General features: G+C 67.8%; 13 protein-coding genes. 5 read left to right on the forward strand and 8 right to left on the reverse strand.

What is annotated here, in order from left to right; all coding sequences use genetic code 11:
• Positions 1-144 precede the first annotated feature (144 nt).
• Positions 145-1,950 carry an ABC transporter ATP-binding protein gene (locus ACQY4O_RS09210; protein ID WP_428375974.1) on the reverse strand — a complete coding sequence of 602 codons (1,806 nt, stop codon included), beginning with the start codon at positions 1,948-1,950 and terminating at the stop codon, positions 145-147.
• A gap of 343 nt (positions 1,951-2,293) precedes the next feature.
• Between ACQY4O_RS09210 and ACQY4O_RS09215 the strand changes: the two genes are divergently transcribed.
• From ACQY4O_RS09215 to ACQY4O_RS09225, 3 genes are all read left to right on the forward strand, one after another.
• The gene (locus ACQY4O_RS09215; protein WP_428375975.1) at positions 2,294-3,349 is read left to right on the forward strand and encodes a glycosyltransferase family 4 protein; all 1,056 of its coding nucleotides are present in this window, start codon (positions 2,294-2,296) and stop codon (positions 3,347-3,349) included.
• Between the two features lie 219 nt (positions 3,350-3,568).
• Positions 3,569-4,978: an O-antigen ligase family protein gene (locus ACQY4O_RS09220; protein WP_428375976.1), complete on the forward strand. Its 1,410-nt coding sequence runs from the start codon at positions 3,569-3,571 to the stop codon at positions 4,976-4,978.
• 157 nt (positions 4,979-5,135) lie between these two features.
• Positions 5,136-6,230, forward strand: coding sequence for an acyltransferase family protein (locus ACQY4O_RS09225; protein ID WP_428375978.1), 1,095 nt, complete (start codon positions 5,136-5,138; stop codon positions 6,228-6,230).
• Positions 6,231-6,240: 10 nt separating this feature from the next.
• Here ACQY4O_RS09225 and ACQY4O_RS09230 read toward each other — a convergent pair whose 3' ends face one another.
• Together ACQY4O_RS09230 and ACQY4O_RS09235 are read right to left on the reverse strand one after the other, a co-directional pair.
• Positions 6,241-7,632: an ABC1 kinase family protein gene (locus ACQY4O_RS09230; protein WP_428375979.1), complete on the reverse strand. Its 1,392-nt coding sequence runs from the start codon at positions 7,630-7,632 to the stop codon at positions 6,241-6,243.
• Complete coding sequence (locus ACQY4O_RS09235) at positions 7,632-9,413, reverse strand: M3 family oligoendopeptidase (protein ID WP_428378154.1); 1,782 nt, start codon at positions 9,411-9,413, stop codon at positions 7,632-7,634. Before ACQY4O_RS09235 ends, ACQY4O_RS09230 begins: the two co-directional genes overlap by 1 nt.
• Before the next feature lie 493 nt (positions 9,414-9,906).
• Between ACQY4O_RS09235 and ACQY4O_RS09240 the strand changes: the two genes are divergently transcribed.
• Positions 9,907-10,410 (forward strand): hypothetical protein, encoded by a 504-nt coding sequence (locus ACQY4O_RS09240; protein WP_428375980.1) that lies wholly within the window; start codon positions 9,907-9,909, stop codon positions 10,408-10,410.
• Positions 10,407-11,015 carry a hypothetical protein gene (locus ACQY4O_RS09245; RefSeq protein WP_428375981.1) on the forward strand — a complete coding sequence of 203 codons (609 nt, stop codon included), beginning with the start codon at positions 10,407-10,409 and terminating at the stop codon, positions 11,013-11,015. Before ACQY4O_RS09240 ends, ACQY4O_RS09245 begins: the two co-directional genes overlap by 4 nt.
• A gap of 110 nt (positions 11,016-11,125) precedes the next feature.
• Here the strand turns inward: ACQY4O_RS09245 and ACQY4O_RS09250 are convergent, their stop codons facing one another.
• The 5 genes from ACQY4O_RS09250 to ACQY4O_RS09270 form a co-directional block, all read right to left on the reverse strand.
• On the reverse strand, positions 11,126-11,296 hold the full coding sequence (locus ACQY4O_RS09250; RefSeq protein WP_428375982.1) for a hypothetical protein: 171 nt from the start codon (positions 11,294-11,296) through the stop codon (positions 11,126-11,128).
• A gap of 71 nt (positions 11,297-11,367) precedes the next feature.
• Complete coding sequence (locus ACQY4O_RS09255; RefSeq protein ID WP_428375983.1) at positions 11,368-13,014, reverse strand: inorganic phosphate transporter; 1,647 nt, start codon at positions 13,012-13,014, stop codon at positions 11,368-11,370.
• Between the two features lie 113 nt (positions 13,015-13,127).
• Positions 13,128-14,159 (reverse strand): extracellular solute-binding protein, encoded by a 1,032-nt coding sequence (locus ACQY4O_RS09260; protein ID WP_428375985.1) that lies wholly within the window; start codon positions 14,157-14,159, stop codon positions 13,128-13,130.
• Positions 14,160-14,214: 55 nt separating this feature from the next.
• Positions 14,215-18,783 carry a glutamate synthase large subunit gene (gltB, locus tag ACQY4O_RS09265; RefSeq protein ID WP_428375986.1) on the reverse strand — a complete coding sequence of 1,523 codons (4,569 nt, stop codon included), beginning with the start codon at positions 18,781-18,783 and terminating at the stop codon, positions 14,215-14,217.
• Positions 18,784-18,788: 5 nt separating this feature from the next.
• Positions 18,789-20,282: an NAD(P)-dependent oxidoreductase gene (locus tag ACQY4O_RS09270; RefSeq protein WP_428375988.1), complete on the reverse strand. Its 1,494-nt coding sequence runs from the start codon at positions 20,280-20,282 to the stop codon at positions 18,789-18,791.
• Positions 20,283-20,455: the final 173 nt, after the last annotated feature.

The raw sequence follows: 20,455 nt of genomic DNA on the forward strand, positions 1-20,455 counted from the left end.
TCCGCCTGAAGCAGCCCGGGCACCACGCTCGGGCAACGTCGTTTATTATGATATCAAAACGCTTTCAATCACAAGTCTGTGATTGATCTGATATCAGGCGGCAGCCTCGAGCCCCGATGTCGGATGACATCTCGTAGCTTTGCGTCAGGCGACATCCTCCAGACTCACGGCCTGCAGCGACAGCAGGTCGCGGTACGGACCCTCGACCCGCTCGAGCTGGGTCGGGGAGCCGTCCTGCAGCACCCGTCCGGACTGCATGACGATGATCCGGTCGAAGTCGCGCAGCGTGGAGAGCCGGTGCGCGACGGCGATGACGGTGCGGCCGACCATCAGCCGCTCGAGGGCTTCCTGCACCCGCTGCTCGCTCTCTGAGTCGAGCGCGCTGGTGGCCTCGTCGAGCAGCAGGATCGGTGCGTTGCGCAGAAAGGCGCGGGCAATCGCCAGCCGCTGGCGCTGGCCGCCGGACAGCTTCACGCCGCGGTCGCCGACCTCGGTGTTGAAGCCTTCGGGCATGTCGTCGATGAAGTCGCCGCAGCCGGCATTCTCCGCCGCCACGCGGACCTCCTCGTCGGACGCCTCCGGCTTGCCGTAGCGTATGTTCTCCATCACCGAGCGGTGGAACAGCGAGACGTCCTGCGGCACCACCGAAATGACGGAGCGCAGCGCCTCCTCGGTCAGGCTGCGCAGCTCGACGCCGTCGATCAGCAGCCGGCCCTCCTGGATGTAGCGCAGCCGCTGCAGCAGGGCGAGCACGGTGGTCTTGCCGGAGCCGGACCGGCCGACCAGGCCGACCCGGGTGCCGCCTTCGACGCGCAGGTTGAAGCCGTCCAGGATCGCGCTCCCGCCGGGATAGGCGTAGGTGACGGTGTCGAACACCACCTCGCCGCGCGGCGGCCCGTTGAAGCCGGTGGCATCCGCCTCGTCGGGCATGTCGTGCGGCAGCAGCAGCGTGCCGAGCGCTTCCGCGAGCCGGGCCATGTGCTGGATGGTCTCGACCAGCGCCACCGCGAGGTCGCGGGTGCCATGCAGGATCATGAAGCCGAGCGTGGTCACCATGACCACCTCGCCGACGCTGGCGCGGTGCGCGTGCCAGAGCAGGATCGCCCAGATCAGCAGGCCCGCGGTCAGGATCGCGGTCAGCAGCGCATGCACCAGGCGCAGCTTCTCCAGGTAGCGCAGCGAGCGGCCGCGCCAGTCCATCTCGCCCTTCATGCGTTCGCCGAAGCGCCGGCGCTCGCGATGCGTGGCCCCGAAGGCCCGCACCAGCGGCATGTTGTTGATGACGTCGAGCAGTTCGCCATCCACCCGCGCCGCCTCGGTGGCGTAGCGATGGTGCAGCGGCCGGCCACCGGCGGCCAGGCGGAACATCAGCCACGACAGCAGCGCGGCCAGCACCACCAGCACGGCCGCCATCGCCGGGCTCACGATGATCATCAGCAGGATCGAGAAGGCGACGTTCAGGCACGGCGGCAGCACGTTCCAGAAGGTCAGGTTCTCCAGCGTGAACATCGCGGTCGCGGTGGCGGAGATGCGGCCGGCGAGCGTGCCCGGCATGCGGTCGGCGAAATAGGACGGCGCGTGGCCGGTCAGGTGCCGGAACAGGTCGCGGCGCAGATCGCCGGTGACCGTCACGAAGGCGTAGGTCGAGACCCAACCGCCGATCCGCCATGACATGTTGTCGAACGCGATCAGGCCGCCGAGCAGCCCGACCGCCTTCCAGACCGGTCCCATCGGCCCGTTCTTGTGGGCGTTCAGCGTGTCGACCAGGAAGTTCACCGCATAGGACGACCCGACCGCGCAGCCGACGGCGAGGATCACCGACAGCATGATGGCGATGTGCTGCAGCTTGTGGCGCCGCACGTAGCGGAACATGAAGGCGAGCGGCTGACGCGCCAGCCGAACCAGGTCGGCATCGGAGATCGTCGCCGAGTGATCGACGGGGGTGGTCATGCCGCGATCCTTAGCAGGCCTGAGAAAAACTGTAATCCGCTTGTGCGGCGCGCCGGTCGGTCATGGCACGGCCTAGTGCACCAACCCAGACAAAGCGAGCAGCTTTGTCCGGGTTAAAGGTGCCCTAGAACATCGATATAGTTCAGCTTTAACCCAAATAGACCGGTTCGGTCTGTTTGGGTTGCTGCACTAGCCGACGCCGGATGCAACCCGGTTCGTTCCGCAAGGTTGTTCATCCGACACGCCGAAGTCGAGATTGACGCCATAATGCCTCGCGGCCGCCGCAAGAATGCCGCGATCGGGGTGTTTATCGCGTGTTGACACTCCAGAGGAGCCCCGTCCCATGCGCATCGCCCAGATCGCCCCACTCCACGAGGCTGTTCCGCCGAAGCTGTACGGCGGCACCGAGCGGGTGGTCTCGTTCCTGACCGAGGAGCTGGTCAATCTAGGCCATGAAGTCACGCTGTTTGCCAGCGGCGACAGCGTCACCAGCGCCGAGCTGCATCCCTCCTGGCCGCGCGCGCTGCGTCTCGACCCGGCCATTCGTGACCCGATCGCGCCGCACATGCTGATGATGGAGCACGTCGCCCGCCGGATGGACGATTTCGACGTCCTGCATTTCCACATGGACTACTGGCCGTTCTCGTTCTTCAGCCGGCAGTCCAAGCCGTTCGTGACCACCCTGCACGGCCGCCTCGACCTGCCCGAGCTGCAGCCGGTGTTCAACACCTTCAACAAGGTGCCGGTGGTGTCGATCTCCGACAGCCAGCGCCGTCCGCTGCCGCAGGCCAACTTCGTCCGCACCGTGCTGCACGGGCTGCCGGCGAACCTGCTGACCCCGACCCCGGGCCCGCGCGACTATCTGGCCTTCCTCGGCCGCATCTGCCCCGAGAAGGGTGCGGACAAGGCGATCCGGATCGCCCGCGCCGCCGGCATCAAGCTCAAGATCGCGGCCAAGATCGACAAGGTGGATGCCGAGTATTTCGAGCACCAGATCCGGCCGCTGCTCGGTGACGGGGTCGAACTCATCGGCGAGATCAACGACAGCCAGAAGTCCGGCTTCCTGTCCGGCGCCTGCGGGCTGCTGATGCCGATCGACTGGCCGGAGCCGTTCGGCCTGGTGATGATCGAGGCGATGGCCTGCGGCACCCCGGTGATCGCGTTCAACCGCGGCTCGGTGCCCGAGGTGATCGAGGACGGCCTGACCGGCCTCATCGTCGAGGACGAGACCAGCGCCATGGCGGCAATCTCGCGGCTGCGCGACCTCGATCCGCGGGCGATCCGCCAGCGTTTCGAGACCCGCTTCACCGCGCGCCGCATGGCCGAGGACTATCTGTCGATCTATCGCCAGCAGGCCAACCGCAACCGGCCGAAGCTGCGCATCGTCGCCGGCGAGTAGCACATCGCCCGGGCGCCGGCCGATTTCCTTGACGCTGCAGGGCACAGGCTTGCTAGACAGGGCCGGCTTGTGCCCCGGCGACACGGGCGGGCTGCATCTTGCAGCACGTCCGGCGCCTGTTCAGGACCTGACGATGCCTTGGCCGACCGACGCCCATCCCTCCATGCCTGACCCAGCTGGGCCTGCCCCAGCTGGGCCTGACGCAGCGGGCCGCCCGGCGTGAGGTCAACGCTGCTCCCACGCGGCAGCCGCAGCTACGACGGCTTGCGCGCCCCGGGGCTGCCGCTGTCGATCGGCGCCGCATTCTTCGCGATCTACATCCTGGCAGCCTACATGGGCCAGACGATGATGATCGGCGTGATGGGCCTGAGCCTGCTCGCCTGCGTCGCCGTGGTCTGCCTGCGCCTGCCGGTCGCCTGCTGCGCCATCTGGCTGCTTGTCGTCGGCAGCACCCCGGAGATGTGGCTCGGCGACCTCATGCCCGGCCAGGCGAGCCTCATCACCGCCCTGGTCAAGGCATCCGGCTTCGGGCTCGCCGCCATCTGCATCCTGCGCTATGGCCTGCTGGTCGACCTGCTCAATCCGGGCTGGGCCTTCGTGCTCATGTTCTTCACCGCATACTCGCACGGACTGCACCCGAATCTCACGGTGAGCGACAGCATCCGGACCGTCATCGGATCGTCGGCGCCCTACGCGTTCTCGTTCAGCCGTCTGTCGCGCCGCTGGTGCGCCGTCATCATCGAGACGACGATGTGGGTGCCGACGCTTGCAGTAGGCTTCGGCGCACTGCTGGCGGCGCCCGGGATCCGGCCGATGCTCGCGCCCGACGAAAGTGGCTCGATCCGGTTGGCCGGTTCGACCCATCCGGCCTTCCTGGCCGGGCTGTCGATGATGGCGATCTATGCGGCCCTGGTCGAACTCTATCGGACCGGCCGAACACGGTACACCCTCCTGGTCGGGTTGAATTTCCTGATCCTGGTCATCACCGGTTCGCGCTCACCGCTGTTCTGCGCCATCATGGTGACCGGAATATCGTTTGTGGCCCTGAAGTCGGAGAGCTTCACCCTGCGCAAGCGCGTGGTTCCGTTGCTGGTCTGCCTGTTCGCGTTGCCGGCGCTAATGGTCCTCGCCGTCACCTCGAAGAGCCTGCGCATCCTCACCGTGCTCTCGGACGATGACCACGGCGTGAGCATGAGCGGCCGCGACGTGATCTGGCCGTATTTCGAAGCCGCCTGGAACCGGTCGCCGATGCTCGGCTGGGGCGTCGGCGCGTCGAAGCAGGTCATGGATCCCGACAGCCTGGCCGCCAAGCTGCTGGGGACCACGGCGGCGCATAACGAATTCCTGCGACTGGGCGTCGATGGCGGCTATGTCGGCATCGGGCTGGTCATCGTGTTCATGACGCTGTGGACATGGCGCTGGACCCGGCTGCTCGCCAGCACCGACAAGGTGATCACGCGCCTGGTCATGATCGGCGTGAGCATCGAGTGCATCACCGACAACATGCTGATCGCGGCCCCTGCGAGTGTGCTGTTCGTCTGGATGACAGCGGTGTTCGCCCGCGGCCGCTTCGAAACCGAGGACGCGGCGCACGGCATGCTGCCTGACGCCGAACTCGCGCCGGCCTGAACCGCGCAGAACCACCTGGGCCGGAGCCGGCTAACGTTTCGCCACGATTTCACGTGAATGGTTGTTCACACTCCGGTGTGTTCCTCGGGGCCGTGCGTCCAGGTTCGGCCGAGCTGAGTGGACACGTGTTGCCGGACCAGCCGCAGGGACGCTAGCGATGCAAATCTCGAGGGCCGAAATCCTGCCTGCTCGCAATCGCTACGAACTGCTCGATGGCCTGCGCGGCATCGCCGCCTTGGCCGTGATGTTCTACCATCTCAATCGTCGAGCCGGTGCGCCGTCATTGATGCCGCATGGCTGGCTGGCGGTCGATTTCTTCTTCATGCTCAGCGGGTTCGTGCTCGCGCATTCCTATTCCGAGCGCCTGCGTGGCATGACGCTGGGCGCCTTCTTCGGCCTGCGCGCGCGGCGGCTGCTGCCGTTGAGCATGCTGGGCGTCATGCTGGGGCTTGCCTACTTCCTGCTCCGGTGGAAGACGCAGGCCCCAGCGGCCGATGACGTGTCGCACGTGATGCTCGCAACCGGCCTCAACCTGTTGCTGATCCCCAACCTGCACCCCGGCGGCGTGACCGGAGACTGGTTGTTCCCAGGCAACAACGTGCTCTGGTCGCTGGCACTGGAATTCCTGGTCAACCTGGTTTGGGCAGTGATCGTGATCCGCGCCGGCAAGGTCGTGCTGTGCGCTTTGTCACTGGCTGCGGCCCTGCTCCTGGTGCTGCTTGCGCACCAACAGGCCTCGGTCAATCTCGGCTTCACCTGGGACACCCTGCCAGGGGGCGCCGCGCGCACCATGTTCGGCTTCTTTCTCGGCGTCCTGGTGTGGCACCTGCGGCCGCAGCCGGTGCACTCCCGCACGGTTCCCTGGGTCGCGGCCTGCGGGCTGCTCGCGATATTTTGCCTGCCCGACACCCACTGGCAGGTCGACCTGCTGATGGTGCTGTTCGGGTTGCCGGCCATCCTGTGGCTGTCGATCGGGGTGGACTATCGGCCCGAGCGGCCGGGGATGCGCCTGCTGGGCGAGATCTCCTATCCGCTCTACGTGATCCACATGCCGATCCTGATGCTGCTGGCCGGATGGCTGAAGCACCGTCGCCCGGACCTGCATGGCAGCGCCTGGATCGACGCGGCCGCGCTGCCGATCATGCTGCTCGCCTGGCTCGCCGGCCGCTACTACGACGAGCCGGTCCGCCGGCTGCTGCAGCGCGCCCGCGGCCCGCGAGCAGCCATGGCACGGGTCTCCGGCGCCCGCTGAACCGGCCGGCTCACACAACCATGGCGTGCGATTGCGGGATCGGCGGCGGCACCCGCGCCTGCGCCAGCGCGCTCGCCTGCCGTGCCGCGAGCGCAGACTCGTCGAAGCCGTCGATCATTTCGTGGAACAGGCGATACCAGTTCAGTTTCGCATCGAGGCGCAGGAAGGCGCTGCCCAGACCGACGGCGGAGCGATCGATCAGCACGAACTCGCGCGGCGGCTTGACGCCGCCGGTCCGTTGCAGGCCGGCATGCACCTTTTCCAGCACCGCGCGCCCGTAGGTGGGATCGTTCGACTGCTGGATCGAGCGCACGCGGTCTTCCATCAGCGGCTCGTACAGGAACTTCGCCCACTCGTTGAGCACCGCCATCTTCTCCTTGGTGATGTCGGTGAAGCCCCAGGTCTCGTAGGCGTGGTGCGCACGTTCGGTATCGTTGTGCTGCATCGCCTCGTACAGGTCGATGATGCCGCGCACGAACTCCGGCCGGAAGATCCGGATCGCCCCGAAATCCAGCAGGTTCAGGCCATCGTCGGCGCGCACCTGGAAGTTGCCGAGATGCGGGTCGCCGTGGATGATGCCGTAGCGGTACAAGGGCCGGTACCAGGCGCCGAACAGCGCAGTGGCGATCGCGTTGCGGCTTGCCTCGGACGCATCGCGCTCCAGGCGCTGCCGGAAGCTCTCGCCATCGAGCCAGTTCATGGTGAGCAGGCGCGTGGTGCACAGCGCATCCACCGGCTCCGGCACGCTGACCGACGGGAAATCCCCGAGCATGAGCCGGTACAGGCGCAGGTGCGAGGCTTCCCGCGCGTAGTCGAGCTCCTCGCGCAGGCGTTCGGCAAGTTCCTTGTAGATCTCGTCCTGCTGGATCGCATTGTCGATGCGGTGGTACAGGTTCATTGCCACGCGCAGCTGCCGCAGGTCGGCATCCACCGTCGAGGCCATGTCCGGATATTGCAGCTTGCAGGCAACCACGCTGCCATCCGGCAGCACGCCGCGATGCACCTGTCCCAGGCTCGCCGCCGCCGCCGCCTCGCGGCCGAAGCGGCTGAACTTGCGCTCCCAGTCCGGCCCCAGCTCGGCGGCCATGCGCCGGCGCACGAACGACCAGCCCATCGCCGGCGCGTTCGCCTGCAGCTGCGCGAGCTCGGCGGCATATTCCGCCGGCAGCGCGTCGGGAATCGTCGAGAGCAGCTGTGCGACCTTCATCAGCGGCCCCTTCAGGCCGCCAAGCACCGCGCGCAGGTCCTCGGCATGCGCGCCCTTGTTGGTGCGCAGCCCGAAGCGCTCGCCCGCGATCCGCGCCGCGATGCCGCCGACGGCGCCAGAGGTGCGCGCCAGGCGCCGCAGCTCGCCGAACACCGTCGAGGCGCGGTCGAGGTCGGACGGCAGCCGGTCCGCCATCACGCGCGCTCCAGCTCGTCGATGAAGCCCGCGATCACGTCGAGGCCGCGCCGCCAGAAGGCAGGGTCGGACGCATCGAGGCCGAACGGCGCCAGCAGCTCGCGATGACGCTTGGTGCCCCCGGCGCGCAGCATCTCGAGATACTTGGCCGCAAAGCCGGGATGGCCGCCGGCAAAGACGCCATACAGCGCATTCACCAGGCAGTCCCCGAAGGCGTAGGCATAGACATAGAACGGCGAATGCACGAAGTGCGGCACGTACGCCCAGAACACGTCATATTCCGGCGTCAGGTTGAAGGCCGGACCCAGGCTCTCGGCCTGCACCTGCCGCCATAGCGCGCCGATGCGTTCGGGCAGCAGTTCGCCCGATTTGCGTTCGTCATGCAGCAAGGTCTCGAAGCGGTAGAAGGCGATCTGCCGCACCACCGTGTTCAGCATGTCCTCGACCTTGCCGGCCAGCATCAGCCGGCGCCGCGCAGGATCGGTCTCGCTGTCGAGCAGCGCCCGGAAGGTCAGCATCTCGCCGAACACGCTGGCGGTCTCTGCCAGCGTGAGCGGCGTGCCCGACATCAGGTAGCCCTGCTCGGCGGCCAGGATCTGATGGATGCCATGGCCGAGCTCATGCGCCAGCGTCATCACGTCGCGGGTGCGGCCATGGAAGTTGAGCAGGATGTAGGGATGCGCCGACGGTACCGTCGGATGCGCGAACGCGCCGCCGGACTTGCCCGGCCGCAGCCGCGCATCGATCCACGGCCGGTCGAAGAAGCGCTGCGCGATGGCGCCGATGCGCGGATCGAACCCGGCATAGGCGCCGAGCACGCGCGCGCGCGCCTCGTCCCACGGGATCGTGCGGTTCTCGTCGCCCGGCAGCGGCGCGTTGCGGTCCCAGTGCTCGAGGCGGTCCAGGCCCAGCCAGCGCGCCTTGAGCGCGTAGTAGCGATGCGACAGCCGGCCGTAATCGCCGGTGACCGCATCGACCAGCGCGTCGACCACCTCGTCCTCGACCATGTTGCCGCGATTGCGAGAGCTGCCAGGGCGCGGATAGTGCCGCCAGCCGTCGGTGATCGCCTTGTCCTTGGCGATGGTGTTGGTGATCAGCGAGAACAGCCGGATGTTGCGCTGGAACGTTGCGCCGATCGCCCGGGCAGCCTGCTCGCGTTTGCGGCGGTCGCGGTCGGCCAGCCGGTTCAGCGCGTCGCCGACGGTGAGCTCCTCCTCGCCGATGGTGACCCGCAGCCCCGCCATGGTCTCGTCGAACAGCCGGCTCCAGGCCGAGCGCCCGGTGACCTCCTTTTCGTGCAGCACGCGCTCGATTTCGTCCGACAGCTGGTGCGGCCGGAACACCAGCAGGTCGCGCAGGAACGGCTGCCAGCGCGCCAGCGCCGGGTCCTGCAAGTGCCGCTCGAGTCCGGCCGGATCGAGGCGGTTCAGTTCCAGCGTGAAGAACACCAGGTCGCTGCCGATGGCGGTGATGCGCTCGTTCACCGACTGGGTGAATTTTGCCACCTGGCTGTCCGACGCGTTCGCGGCGAACAGCAGGCTGGCGAAGGAGGCGGCGCGGCCGAGCTGTTCGTCGATGCGCTCGTACTCGGCGATCGCGGCGGCGAGGGCCGCGGCGTCGTAGCCGCCGAGCCGCCCGGCATGGCCGGCGGCGAAGTCGCGCGCCGCCGCCGCCGCCGCGTCCAGGTCGGCGGCGAGCGCCGGGCTGTCGGTGCTCTCGTAGAGATCGCAGAGGTCCCATTCCGGCAGGTCGCCCTCGGTCAACGCGCGATCCGGTTCCATGGCGAGGTCCCGCTCCTTGGCAAGGTCCCGGTCTTTGGCGAGTTCCAGGTCGGAGGCGGCGGAGGCGGTAGCGAGGGCCGAAGCGGATTCGGGCATTGGCGGGCGTGATCCTGTGCGGGGTGACCCTGTATCTATGGCGCGTCCTGCGTCCCTCCAAGCCTCGCGCCCGCGATGAGCCTGGTGCAGGCGGTCGGGCGAGGTGGCCGAGATCACGGCGGCCACCGACCTGCTCGCCGCCGAGTTGATGCTGCTGAACGCCGCCGGCGGACATCGGCCGCTGAGGTGGCCCGGCTTGACGGTGGCCGCATGACCCTGCCCGACGCCCTGGATGAGCACGAACAAACTTCGTGCAAGCGTTGGGGCGTCGTAACATTAGGTGAACATCCTCAACACAGGCCGTCGCCATGCCCTATGCCGTTCCGGATCGGCCGCCATCAACGGTCACCACCGCCAAGAGCGTCCCAGCTTCCCGCGTTGAAAGCCGAGCGTCCTGATGCCATCGCTTGCAGACGGCCAGGATGCAAGGGAGGGCTCCGATCAGCTTGCGCAAGAGAATATCACTGATCTCGCCCGCATCATCGTCTCCGAAGCCGGTGGCGAGAACGAGACCGCGCAGGCCATGGTGGGCTGGACGGTGATCAATCGCATGAAGAAACAGCAATCCACCCGAGTGTCCGAGATCTGGGCCCACGGCAACTATGCCCACGGCCAGATGACGACAGGTATGACCCTCCACCTTGCTGCGAGAATCCTTGATGGCAGCGCGATGGATATCAGCCAAGGCGCGACCCACTTCTACTCGCCAAAGTCGATGCCGAACGAGGGAGACAGGCCCTCTTCCAATACCGATGCGCGCGGGGGCCTGGAAAGCGTCCCCGGGGTTACAAAGAGTGGGCGGGCGATCCGGAACTTCCGTCCCAGCTGGGCCAAGAATTACTCGGTCATTCGTATATCAGGCATTCAGGACAAAGACTTCAAGTTCTATAACGTACCATGAAACAGTTTCTGGTCCTGCTCTGGGCTGTGGCGCTCGGTTGCAACAGCATCACCGCAGCGGCGGTAGTTCCAGCGCAAGATTGGAACCCAGACGAAACGGCGCCGATGACCAACGCTGTGGCATCTGCCGCTGCTCACGCACGCGCGACGCTTTGCAAGACGCCTTCCTGCAAGGCCATCATCATCATTCACGAACTGGTCGATATCGCCCGGTTCGAAGACGGCAACGCCAATGGACTTGCCAGCCTCAATACCGGAAACCGGCCGCGGATCGCGGGTCGCCGCGTGGATCATGTGCTGCTCGGTCATCCCGATCTGTATGGTCCCGTCTGTGCAACAGGGGCGAAGGTCATCTCTCACTTCCGACTGACGGCGGGTATCTACGAAATGATCGTCCCCGTGCAGTTGCTGATGCACGGCGTGGAAATGGACTTACGCTCCCATGGGCACTGCGCACAGGATCTTCTGGCGGCGCTGCCCGGAATCCCCGAGAATGATCAGGTCCGTATCAGCGCAAGCGAACTATGCGACAGCGACTATGAAAACCACAGTCGCCCGAAGGCGGCCTGCGACGTGCTGATACAGGGGCTCAAGCCCGAACCATAAGCCTCGGCTTGATGTCTAGAGCAGCATCCGATCAATTGGAATCGCTTCGCGATGCCGAGTTTCCGATAAAGCTGCTCTTGCAAACGACAAGCTGAGCATGATCGATCGGATCATGCTCTAGCGTCGGGCGCGTCGCGGAGCCGGTCGCAGCGGCCCAGGCTGAACAGACCCACCCCGGCAAGGCCGGCGGCCAGCAGGGTGACCGCAATGGCAGAGGCATCGAACAGCGCCGCCATGCCCCAGAGCGTGCCGAGGACGCCGAGCCGATAGACGCCCCGCATGTGTGCGAACAAATGCACCGGAAGTGCCAGCAGCAGCCGGCAAGATCGTGAAGACCGCCCCGGCGAAGCGCTCAGAGGCTGTGCAGGATCGCGTAGAGCACGCCCGCCAGCAGCGCCGCCACCGGCAGGGTCAGGATCCAGGCCATCGCCATGTTGCGCAGCGTGCTGGTCTGCAGGCCGGAGCCGTTCGCCGCCATCGTGCCGGCGACGCCGCTCGACAGGATGTGCGTGGTCGAGACCGGCAGGCCGTAGGCCTCGGCGAGACCGATCGTGGCGGCGGCCACGATTTCGGCGGAGGCGCCCTGGGCATAGGTCAGGTGATCCTTGCCGATCTTCTCGCCCACCGTGATGACGATCCGCTTCCAGCCGACCATGGTGCCGAGCCCGAGCGCGATGGCGACCGAGACCTTCACCCAGATCGGGATGTAGCGGGTGCCCTGGTTGAGGTGGCCGGTATAAGCCTTCATCGTCGCCGTATCGCCGCCCGAAAAGGCACCCGGCGTCTTGACCAGGCTGCCGACCGCGGCGGAGGCGAGATACATGTCGTTGCGGATGTTCGGCACCGCCTCGGCGGGGACGTGGCGGATGGTGCCGTTCTTCTGGATCTGCCCGGCGATGTCGCCGGAGAGCGTGGCGAGCGCCGCATAGACCTCCGGCCGGTCGATCGCGCGTGTCTTCAGCGCCTGGTCCACCACTGCGCGCGCCTGCTCGGCACCGGCCGATGCGCGGCCCCCGGCATGCGCCTGGAAGATCGCCTCGGCGCGGTGCGTGGTCTCGATGAAGGCCGGCATCGCACTGTCCGGCATCGCCCGGTTCAGCGCGAACGCCGTCGGCGCCGCGCCGATCAGGATCAGCATGATCAGGCCCATGCCCTTCTGGCCGTCATTGCCGCCATGCGAGAACGAGACCCCGGTGCAGGTCAGGATCAGGAGGGCGCGTATCCACAGCGGCGGCGGCTGCTTGCCCTCGGGCGCCTGGTACAGGTCACGGCGATGCACCAGCAGCTTGAGCAGCAGCAGCAGGCCGCCGGCGGCCACAAAGCCGATCAGCGGGCTGAGCAGCAGCGCCTTGAGCACCGCGACCACCGGCCCCCATTGCAGCCCGGCGCTGGCCTCCGAGGCCGGTGCCAGCAGCTGGTTGGCGAGGCCCACGCCGATGATCGAGCCGATCAGCGCATGCGAGGACGAGTTCGGGATGCCGAACGCCCAGGTCGCCAGGTTCCAGACGATCGCCGCCAGCAGCAGCGCGAAGATCATCGGATAGCCGCCGGTGCTGCCCGCGTTCAGGATCAGGTCGATCGGCAGCATGGTGATGATCGAATACGCCACCGCACCGGTCGAGGTGAGCACGCCGAGGAAGTTGAAGGTGCCCGACCAGACCACGGCGGCGGCCGGCGACAGGCTGTTGGTGTAGATCACGGTGGCGACCGCATTGGCGGTGTCGTGGAAGCCGTTGACGAACTCGAAGCCGAGCGCCACCAGCAGGGCGAGTCCGAGCAGCACCAGGGTGCCGATCGCCAGCGCCGGCGCGTGGCTCGCGTGCATGTCGGTGACCAGCCCGAACAGCGCGTAGCCCAGGCCACCCGCCAGCAGCACGAAGAACAGCAGCGCGCCGCTCAGGCTGGGCCTGCTGCCCCTGTCGCTGTCCTGGAACCGGGTGGATTCGAAGCGCACCGGCTTCAGGCCAGCACCACGCTGGCGCAGCGCGACATCGGACATCGTTCTCATCCCCCGAGACTGAGGGCGTTCCTAGACGGGCCGCTGCACAGGTGGTGTGTCACTTTGTTGACGTTGCAGAAGCGCAATGGGTGCGCTCACCGGGGGATCGCCGGTCATGCCAGCTCGTGGTCCCAGTAGTGCCGCAGCTCCAGGCCGTTCCGGGCCACCGCATCCAGCGAGAGCGGCCGGAACCGGGCCTGCTGGGCGGCGGTGAAGCCGATGCGGGCGGCAAGCGCCGGGTCCAGCCGGGCATCGACGATCGTCGGCAGCAGCCCGGTGCGCTCGGCCATCGCGCGCTGCACGTCGGCATGCAGCAGGAGGTCCAGATAGCTCATCGCCGCCGCCTGCTGCCTCGAGGCGACCGGAACGCAGGCCAGGATGGTGAACGGGATCGCGCCCTCGACCGGGACCTGGTCATGCACCGGCCGCCCCTGCGACTGCCAGACATGCGCCCGCGACCGCCACATCGGCGCCATGTCGATCTCGCCCTCGGCAAGTGCTGCGCCGAGCGTCTCGTTGTCGGCGAACAGACGCAACCTGCCGGCCTTGCGCAAAGCCGAGAAGATGTTGCGCGCCGCCTGCAGGCTGGCCGGCCCGTCATGCTGCTCGGCGATCGCTCCCGCCGCCAGGTTATGGATCGCCAGCTGGCTGGAGAACCCGACCCGACCCTGTTTCGCGACGGCGAACAGCTCGCGGAAGCCGCGCGGCGCCACCCGGACGCGGGTCGTGTTGTAGGCGATGGTCAGTGCGGTGCGCCCCTGCGGCACGCCGTACGGCGCGCGCAGCCCGCCGGCGATCGTGGGCAGGCCGGCGACGCCCGCCGTGGTCACCGGGGCGAACAGCTGCCGCAGCGACAGGCGATAGGCGTCGACATCGGAGAGCAGCGCGACATCGATGCCGCCCGCTTGAGGCGACAGCAGCCGGGCGACGCGCTCGGCCTCGGTGGTGATGCGCTGGGCGACCACGATGTCGAGACCGCCGGCGCGGACATCCACGACCGCGCGCTGCACGTCGGCGTACGAGCCGCCCCAGCAGGCGACCGCGATATGCCGTGCCGCCGGCCCGGCTGCGGCGGCACCGCGGGGCGCCTCCGCCAGGAGGACGGGGCCGGCGAGCAGAAGCCGTCGCGAGAGGGAGAGAGGCATGGGCAGGCTCCCTACAAGCCGCGATGCGTCCTGTCGAGCCGTGCCCGAGGAACGATCAGGCCATCAGCGCCATCTGCTGCGGCGCCGCCTGGTTGAGCGCCCCCTCGTTCAAGGCCCGGGCATACTCCTTCGGCACGACGTGCCAGAAATGCGGCAGCGCCTTGTCCCAGTCATGCAGCAGCAGGGCGGCGAACCGGCTGCTGGTCTCGCGCGCATGCGTCTCGATCAGCCCGCGCAGTTCCTGCTCGGTAGCGCCCGCGCCGACACGGCTCCAGCCGAGCGTCTCCGGGTTGACCCGCAGCTCGAAATCGCCGCGCTGGTCATAGACGAAGGCGATGCCGCCGGTGAAGCCGGCGCCGAAATTGTCGCCGACGGGACCCAGCACCACCACCGTGCCTCCGGTCATGTACTCGCAGCCGTTCGAGCCGCAGCCCTCGATCACCGCGACCGCGCCCGAGTTGCGCACCGCGAAGCGCTCGCCGGCCTGCCCCGCGGCATAGAGCGCGCCGGCGGTCGCGCCATACAGCACGGTGTTGCCGATGATCGCGTTCTCGTTGCTGACCAGCTGCGAGGACGGCGCCTGCCGCACCACGATGGTCGCCCCCGACAGGCCCTTGCCGACGTAGTCGTTGGCGTCGCCGATCACCTCGAGCTTCAGCCCCTGCACCGCGAACGCGCCGAGCGACTGGCCGGCCGAGCCGCGCAGCCTGACCGTGAGATGCCCCGCCGCCAGCGTCGCCATGCCGAAGCGGCGCACGATCTTGCTCGAGATCTTGGTGCCGATGGCGCGATGCGTGTTCTGCACGCTGTAGTGCAGCTGCATCTTCTCGCCATGGTCGAACAGCGGCTTGGCGTCCGCGATCATCTGCGCGTCCAGCGTCTCCGGCACCTCGTTGCGGCCCTCGCGGGTGCAGAACCGCGCGTGCGGACCGGGATCGGCCTGCGCGAGGAGCGAGTTGAGGTCGAGATCGTCGAGATAGTCGGCGCCGCGGCTGACCTGGTGCAGCAGGTCGGTGCGCCCGATGATCTCGTTCATGGTCGAGAACCCGAGCGAGGCCAGGATGTTGCGCACGTCCTCGGCGATGAACGAGAACAGGTTGATGACCTTCTCGGGGGTGCCCTCGAACTTCGCCCGCAGCGCCTCGTCCTGCGTGCAGACGCCGACCGGGCAGGTGTTGGAATGGCACTGCCGCACCATGATGCAGCCCATCGCCACCAGCGACGCGGTGCCGATGCCGAACTCCTCGGCGCCGAGCATCGCCGCCATCACCACGTCGCGCCCGGTCTTCAGCCCGCCATCGGCGCGCAGCTTCACCCGGTGGCGCAGGCGGTTGAGCATCAGCACCTGGTGCGCCTCGGCCAGCCCCATCTCCCAGGGCAGCCCGGCATACTTCACCGAGGTCTGCGGGCTCGCACCCGTGCCGCCCGAATGGCCCGAGATCAGGATCGCATCCGCGCGCGCCTTGGCGACGCCGGCGGCAATCGTGCCGATCCCCGAACGCGCCACCAGCTTCACGGTGACGGTGGCCTCCGGGTTGATCTGCTTGAGGTCGTAGATGAGCTGTGCGAGGTCCTCGATCGAGTAGATGTCGTGGTGCGGCGGCGGCGAGATCAGGGTGACGCCGGGGGTCGCGTGGCGCAGCTTGGCGATCAGCCCGGTGACCTTGAAGCCGGGCAGTTGGCCGCCCTCGCCGGGCTTGGCCCCCTGCGCCATCTTGATCTCGATCTCGCGGCAGTCGTTCAGGTACTGCGCGGTGACGCCGAAGCGGCCGGACGCGATCTGCTTGATGGCCGAGGAGGCATTATCGCCGTTGGCGCGCGGCTTCGAGCGCGCCGGGTCCTCGCCGCCCTCGCCGCTGTCCGAGCGCGCGCCGATGCGGTTCATCGCGATCGACAAGGTCTCATGCGCCTCGGGGCCGAGTGCGCCGAGCGAGATCCCCGGTGCGAGCAGCCGCTTGCGTATTTCGGTGATGCTCTCGACATCCTCGACCGGGATCGGCGTGCGGCCCTCGCGGAAATCGAGCAGGTCGCGCAAGGCGACCGGCTTCTGCCGCCGCACCGCATCCGCATAGCGCTTGTACGTGGTGAAACTGTCGGTGGCGCAGGCGGTCTGCAAGGTGTGGATCAGGCCGCCATCGAAGGCATGCACCTCGCCCCGCCGGCGCAACTTGTACAATCCACCCACCGGCAGCGTGACCGCCTCGTCGCTCCAGGCGGTCTCGTGCAGGCCGAGCACGTTGCGCGCCAGCCCGGACAGCCCGATGCCGGAGATGCGCGACGGCATGCCCGGGAAGAACTCCGCCACCAGCGCGCGCGACAGGCCGATCGCCTCGAAATTATAGCCGCCGCGATACGACGCGATCACCGAGATGCCCATCTTGGACATCGTCTTGAGCAGTCCCTTGTCGATCGCGCGCCGGTAGCGCTCGACCGCGGTGCGCAGCGAGATGTCGCCGAACAGGCCGCGGCGATGCCTATCCGCGATGCTCTCCTGGGCGAGATACGGGTTCACCGTGGTCGCCCCCACGCCGATCATCACCGCCATCGCATGCACGTCCAGGCATTCCGCCGTGCGCACGTTGAGGCTGGTGAAGGTGCGCAGCGAATGTCGCACCAGGTGCGTGTGCACCGCGCCGGTGGCGAGGATCATCGGAATATAGGCGCGCGCCGCGCCCTGGTGCTCGTCGGTCAGGAACACGTGCGCGCAGCCGGCGCGCACGCCCTCCTCCGCGTCGCGGCGAATACGCTCGATGGCCGACCGCAGCCCGGCCTCGCCCTGATCGGCCTCGAAGGTGCAGTCGATCACGCACGAATTGGCGCCGAGGAACTCGCGCAGTGCCGCGTGCTCGCCGGTGGACAGCATCGGGCTCTCGAGCTGCAGCAGCTCGCACTGCGCCTCCTCCTCGGCCAGCACGTTGCCCAGATTGCCGAGCCGGGTGGTGAGGCTCATCACGCGGGTCTCGCGCAGGCTGTCGATCGGCGGGTTGGTGACCTGGCTGAACGCCTGCCGGAAATAATGCGCGAGGCCCCGATAAGTCTCCGACAGCACCGCGAGCGGGGTGTCGTCGCCCATGCTGCCGATCGCCTCGGCGCCCTCGGCCCCCATCGGCTGCAGGATCAGCTCGAGTTCCTCGAGCGTGGTGCCGACCGCAAGCTGGCGCCGGCGCAGCGCCTCGCCGGTGTAGTGCACCGGCTCGACGGCATCCGCGCGCACGATCTCGTCGATGCGGTGGATGCGCTTGGCCCAGCCGGAATAGTCGTGCCGGCGCGACAGCAGGTCGAGCAGGGCGTCGTCGCCGTAGAAGCGGCGCTCGTGGAGGTCGACGGCCACCGTCTGCCCGGGCCCCAGGCGGCCGCGGCTCACGATCTCGCCTTCCGGCACCTTCACCATGCCGGTCTCGGAGCCGACGATCAGCATGTCGCCGGCGGTGATGGTGTAGCGCAGCGGACGCAGGCCGTTGCGGTCGAGGCCCGCGATCACCCAGCGCCCGTCGGTGCCGCAGATCGCCGCCGGCCCGTCCCACGGCTCCATCACCGCGTTGCAGTACAGGAACATGTCGCGGTGTGCCGCATTCATCGCCGGACCGGTGACGATGGCTGCCGGGATCATCAGCGATTTCGCCATCGGCGCATCGCGGCCGGCGAAGGTCAGCAGCTCGAACACGTTGTCGAGCGAGGCGGTGTCCGACCCGCCGGCCTGCACCACCGGCTTGATGTCCTCGATGAACGGGTCGAGCACCGCATCGGCGAGCCTAGTCTCGTGGCTCTTCATCCAGTTGACGTTGCCGGAGATCGTGTTGATCTCGCCGTTATGCGCGAGCTTGCGGAACGGCTGCGCCAGGCGCCAGGTCGGGAAGGTGTTGGTCGAATAGCGCTGGTGATAGATCGCGAACCGGCTGACGAAGCGGGGGTCGAGCAGGTCTGGATAGAAGTCGGTCAGGTTCTCGGCCAGGAACATGCCCTTGTAGATCACCGAGCGGCAGGACAGCGAGCAGAAATACAGCTCCGCCACCTGCGCCTCGATCGCCGCCTTCTCGATACGCCGGCGGATGACGTAAAGGTCGCGCTCGAACTCCGGCTCCGGCACGGAGCGGAGGTTGCGTATCATGATCTGCTCGATCTCGGGCCGCGTCGCGTTGGCCTTTTCGCCGATGCAGCTCGTATCGATCGGCACCTGGCGCCAGCCATAGATGCCGTAGCCGAACGCCAGGATCTGGGTCTCGACGATGGCGCGGCAGCGCTCCTGCGCCGAGAGGTCGGTCTTCGGCAGGAACACCATGCCGATGCCGATCACCTGGCCGCTGCCGGCCGGGCTGCCGGCGCGCGCGATCGCATCCGCGAAGAAGTCCTGCGGGATCTCGACATGGATGCCGGCGCCGTCGCCGGTCTTGCCGTCCGCATCCACGGCACCCCGATGCCAGACCGCGCGCAACGCCGCGATCCCGGCCTCCACGACATCGCGGCGCCGGCGCCCGTCGAGTGCTGCCACCAGCCCGACGCCGCAGGCATCATGCTCCTGGCTCGCGTCGTAGCTGCCGGAGATCGCCTCGGCATTGCGCTGCCAGTTCGCCACGAACTCCAGGCCGCTCTCCTGGGGGCCGCTCTCCTGATCGACATGATCCATCGGGCTCACTCCGCGGCTGCCTGTGTGTTGACCCGGGCGCTCTCCTGGGCGCTCTCCTGGGCGTTCTCCTGCAGCCAGCGATGCATGCTGGCCGCAGCATCGCGGCCGTCGCGTATCGCCCACACCACCAGGCTGGCGCCGCGCACGATGTCGCCGGCGCCGAACACGCCGGGCAGGCTGGTCATGAAGCTGGTGTGGCCGACCTTCAGCGTGCCCCAGCGCGACACCTCCAGGGCCGGCTCGCCCCAGAGCGTCGGCAACGGCTCGGGATCGAAGCCGAGCGCCTTGATCACCAGGTCGGCCGGCAGGGTGAAGCCGCTATTCTCGACCGCGTCGACCGACTGCCGACCGGTCGCGTCCGGCAGGCCGAGCTTCATGCGCACCGCGCGCACCGCACGCACGCTTCCTGGCACGGTGTTGTCACCCAGGAAGGCTTCGGGTGCCGCCAGCCAGACGAAATCCACCCCCTCGTCCTCGGCGTTCTTCACCTCGCGCAGCGAGCCGGGCATGTTGGCGCGGTCGCGCCGATACAGGCACTTCACCGAGGCCGCGCCCTGGCGCACCGCGGTGCGCACGCAATCCATCGCGGTGTCGCCGCCGCCGATCACCACCACATGCTTGCCGCTCGCATCCAGCAGGCCGCTGTCGAAGTCGGGCACCACGTCGCCGAGCGAGCGCCGGTTCGACGCGGTCAGGTAGTCGATCGCCTTGACGATGCCGGGCAGGCCGACGCCGGGACCGCCCATGTCGCGCGACTTGTACACCCCGGTCGCGATCAGCACCGCGTCGTGCCGCGCGCGCAGGGTGGAAAAGGCAATGGTCTCGTCGTCGTCCACGTCGCCGATGCCGCGCCCGAGATGGAACACGATGCCGCCCTGCTCCAGCAGCGTGTGCCGGCGCGTGACGATCTCCTTCTCCAGCTTGAAGCCGGGGATCCCGTAGATCATCAGACCGCCGATGCGATCGTAGCGGTCATAGACATGCACCCGGTAGCCGCGCTTGCGCAGCTGCTCGGCCGCCGCCAGGCCGCCCGGCCCGGCGCCGACGATCGCGACCGAACGGTCGCGCTCGAGGTGCGGCCTGATCGGGCGCACCCAGCCGGCTTCAAAGGCGTGATCGGTGATAAATCGCTCGACCGCCCCGATGGTGACACTTTCAAAACCCTTCTCGATGACGCAGTTGCCTTCGCACAGCCGGTCCTGCGGACAGATGCGGCCGCAGATCTCGGGGAAGTTGTTGGTCGCCGAGCTGACCTCGTAGGCCTCCTCGAGACGCCCCTCCGCGGTCAGCTTCAGCCAGTCCGGGATGTCGTTGGAGAGCGGGCAGTGGATCGAGCAGAACGGCACGCCGCATTGCGAGCAGCGGCTGGACTGCAGCTCGGCCGCCTGCACGCTGAACGAGCGATAGATCTCGTTGAAATCCTCGCGCCGTTCCGGCACCGCGCGCTTGTCCGGCTGGTGTTGCTGCACGTGGGGGAATTGCAGCATGCGGTCGGCCATGGCGATCCTTATGAAGGCTGGGCGACGAGCCGGCAGCCTCCACGGGGGAGGCCGATCCGGATACCGGAACCGTACAGCCTCACCCCCGGCGGTAAAAGACAGTGTTGCTGACCTTTTTTGCCCGGAATAGCTGCTCTTATCCCGGTTTGGCCGGTTGAAGCACAAACACGGCC

This window comes from Lichenicoccus sp. (genome assembly GCF_965277665.1).
GTDB lineage: Bacteria > Pseudomonadota > Alphaproteobacteria > Acetobacterales > Acetobacteraceae > Lichenicoccus.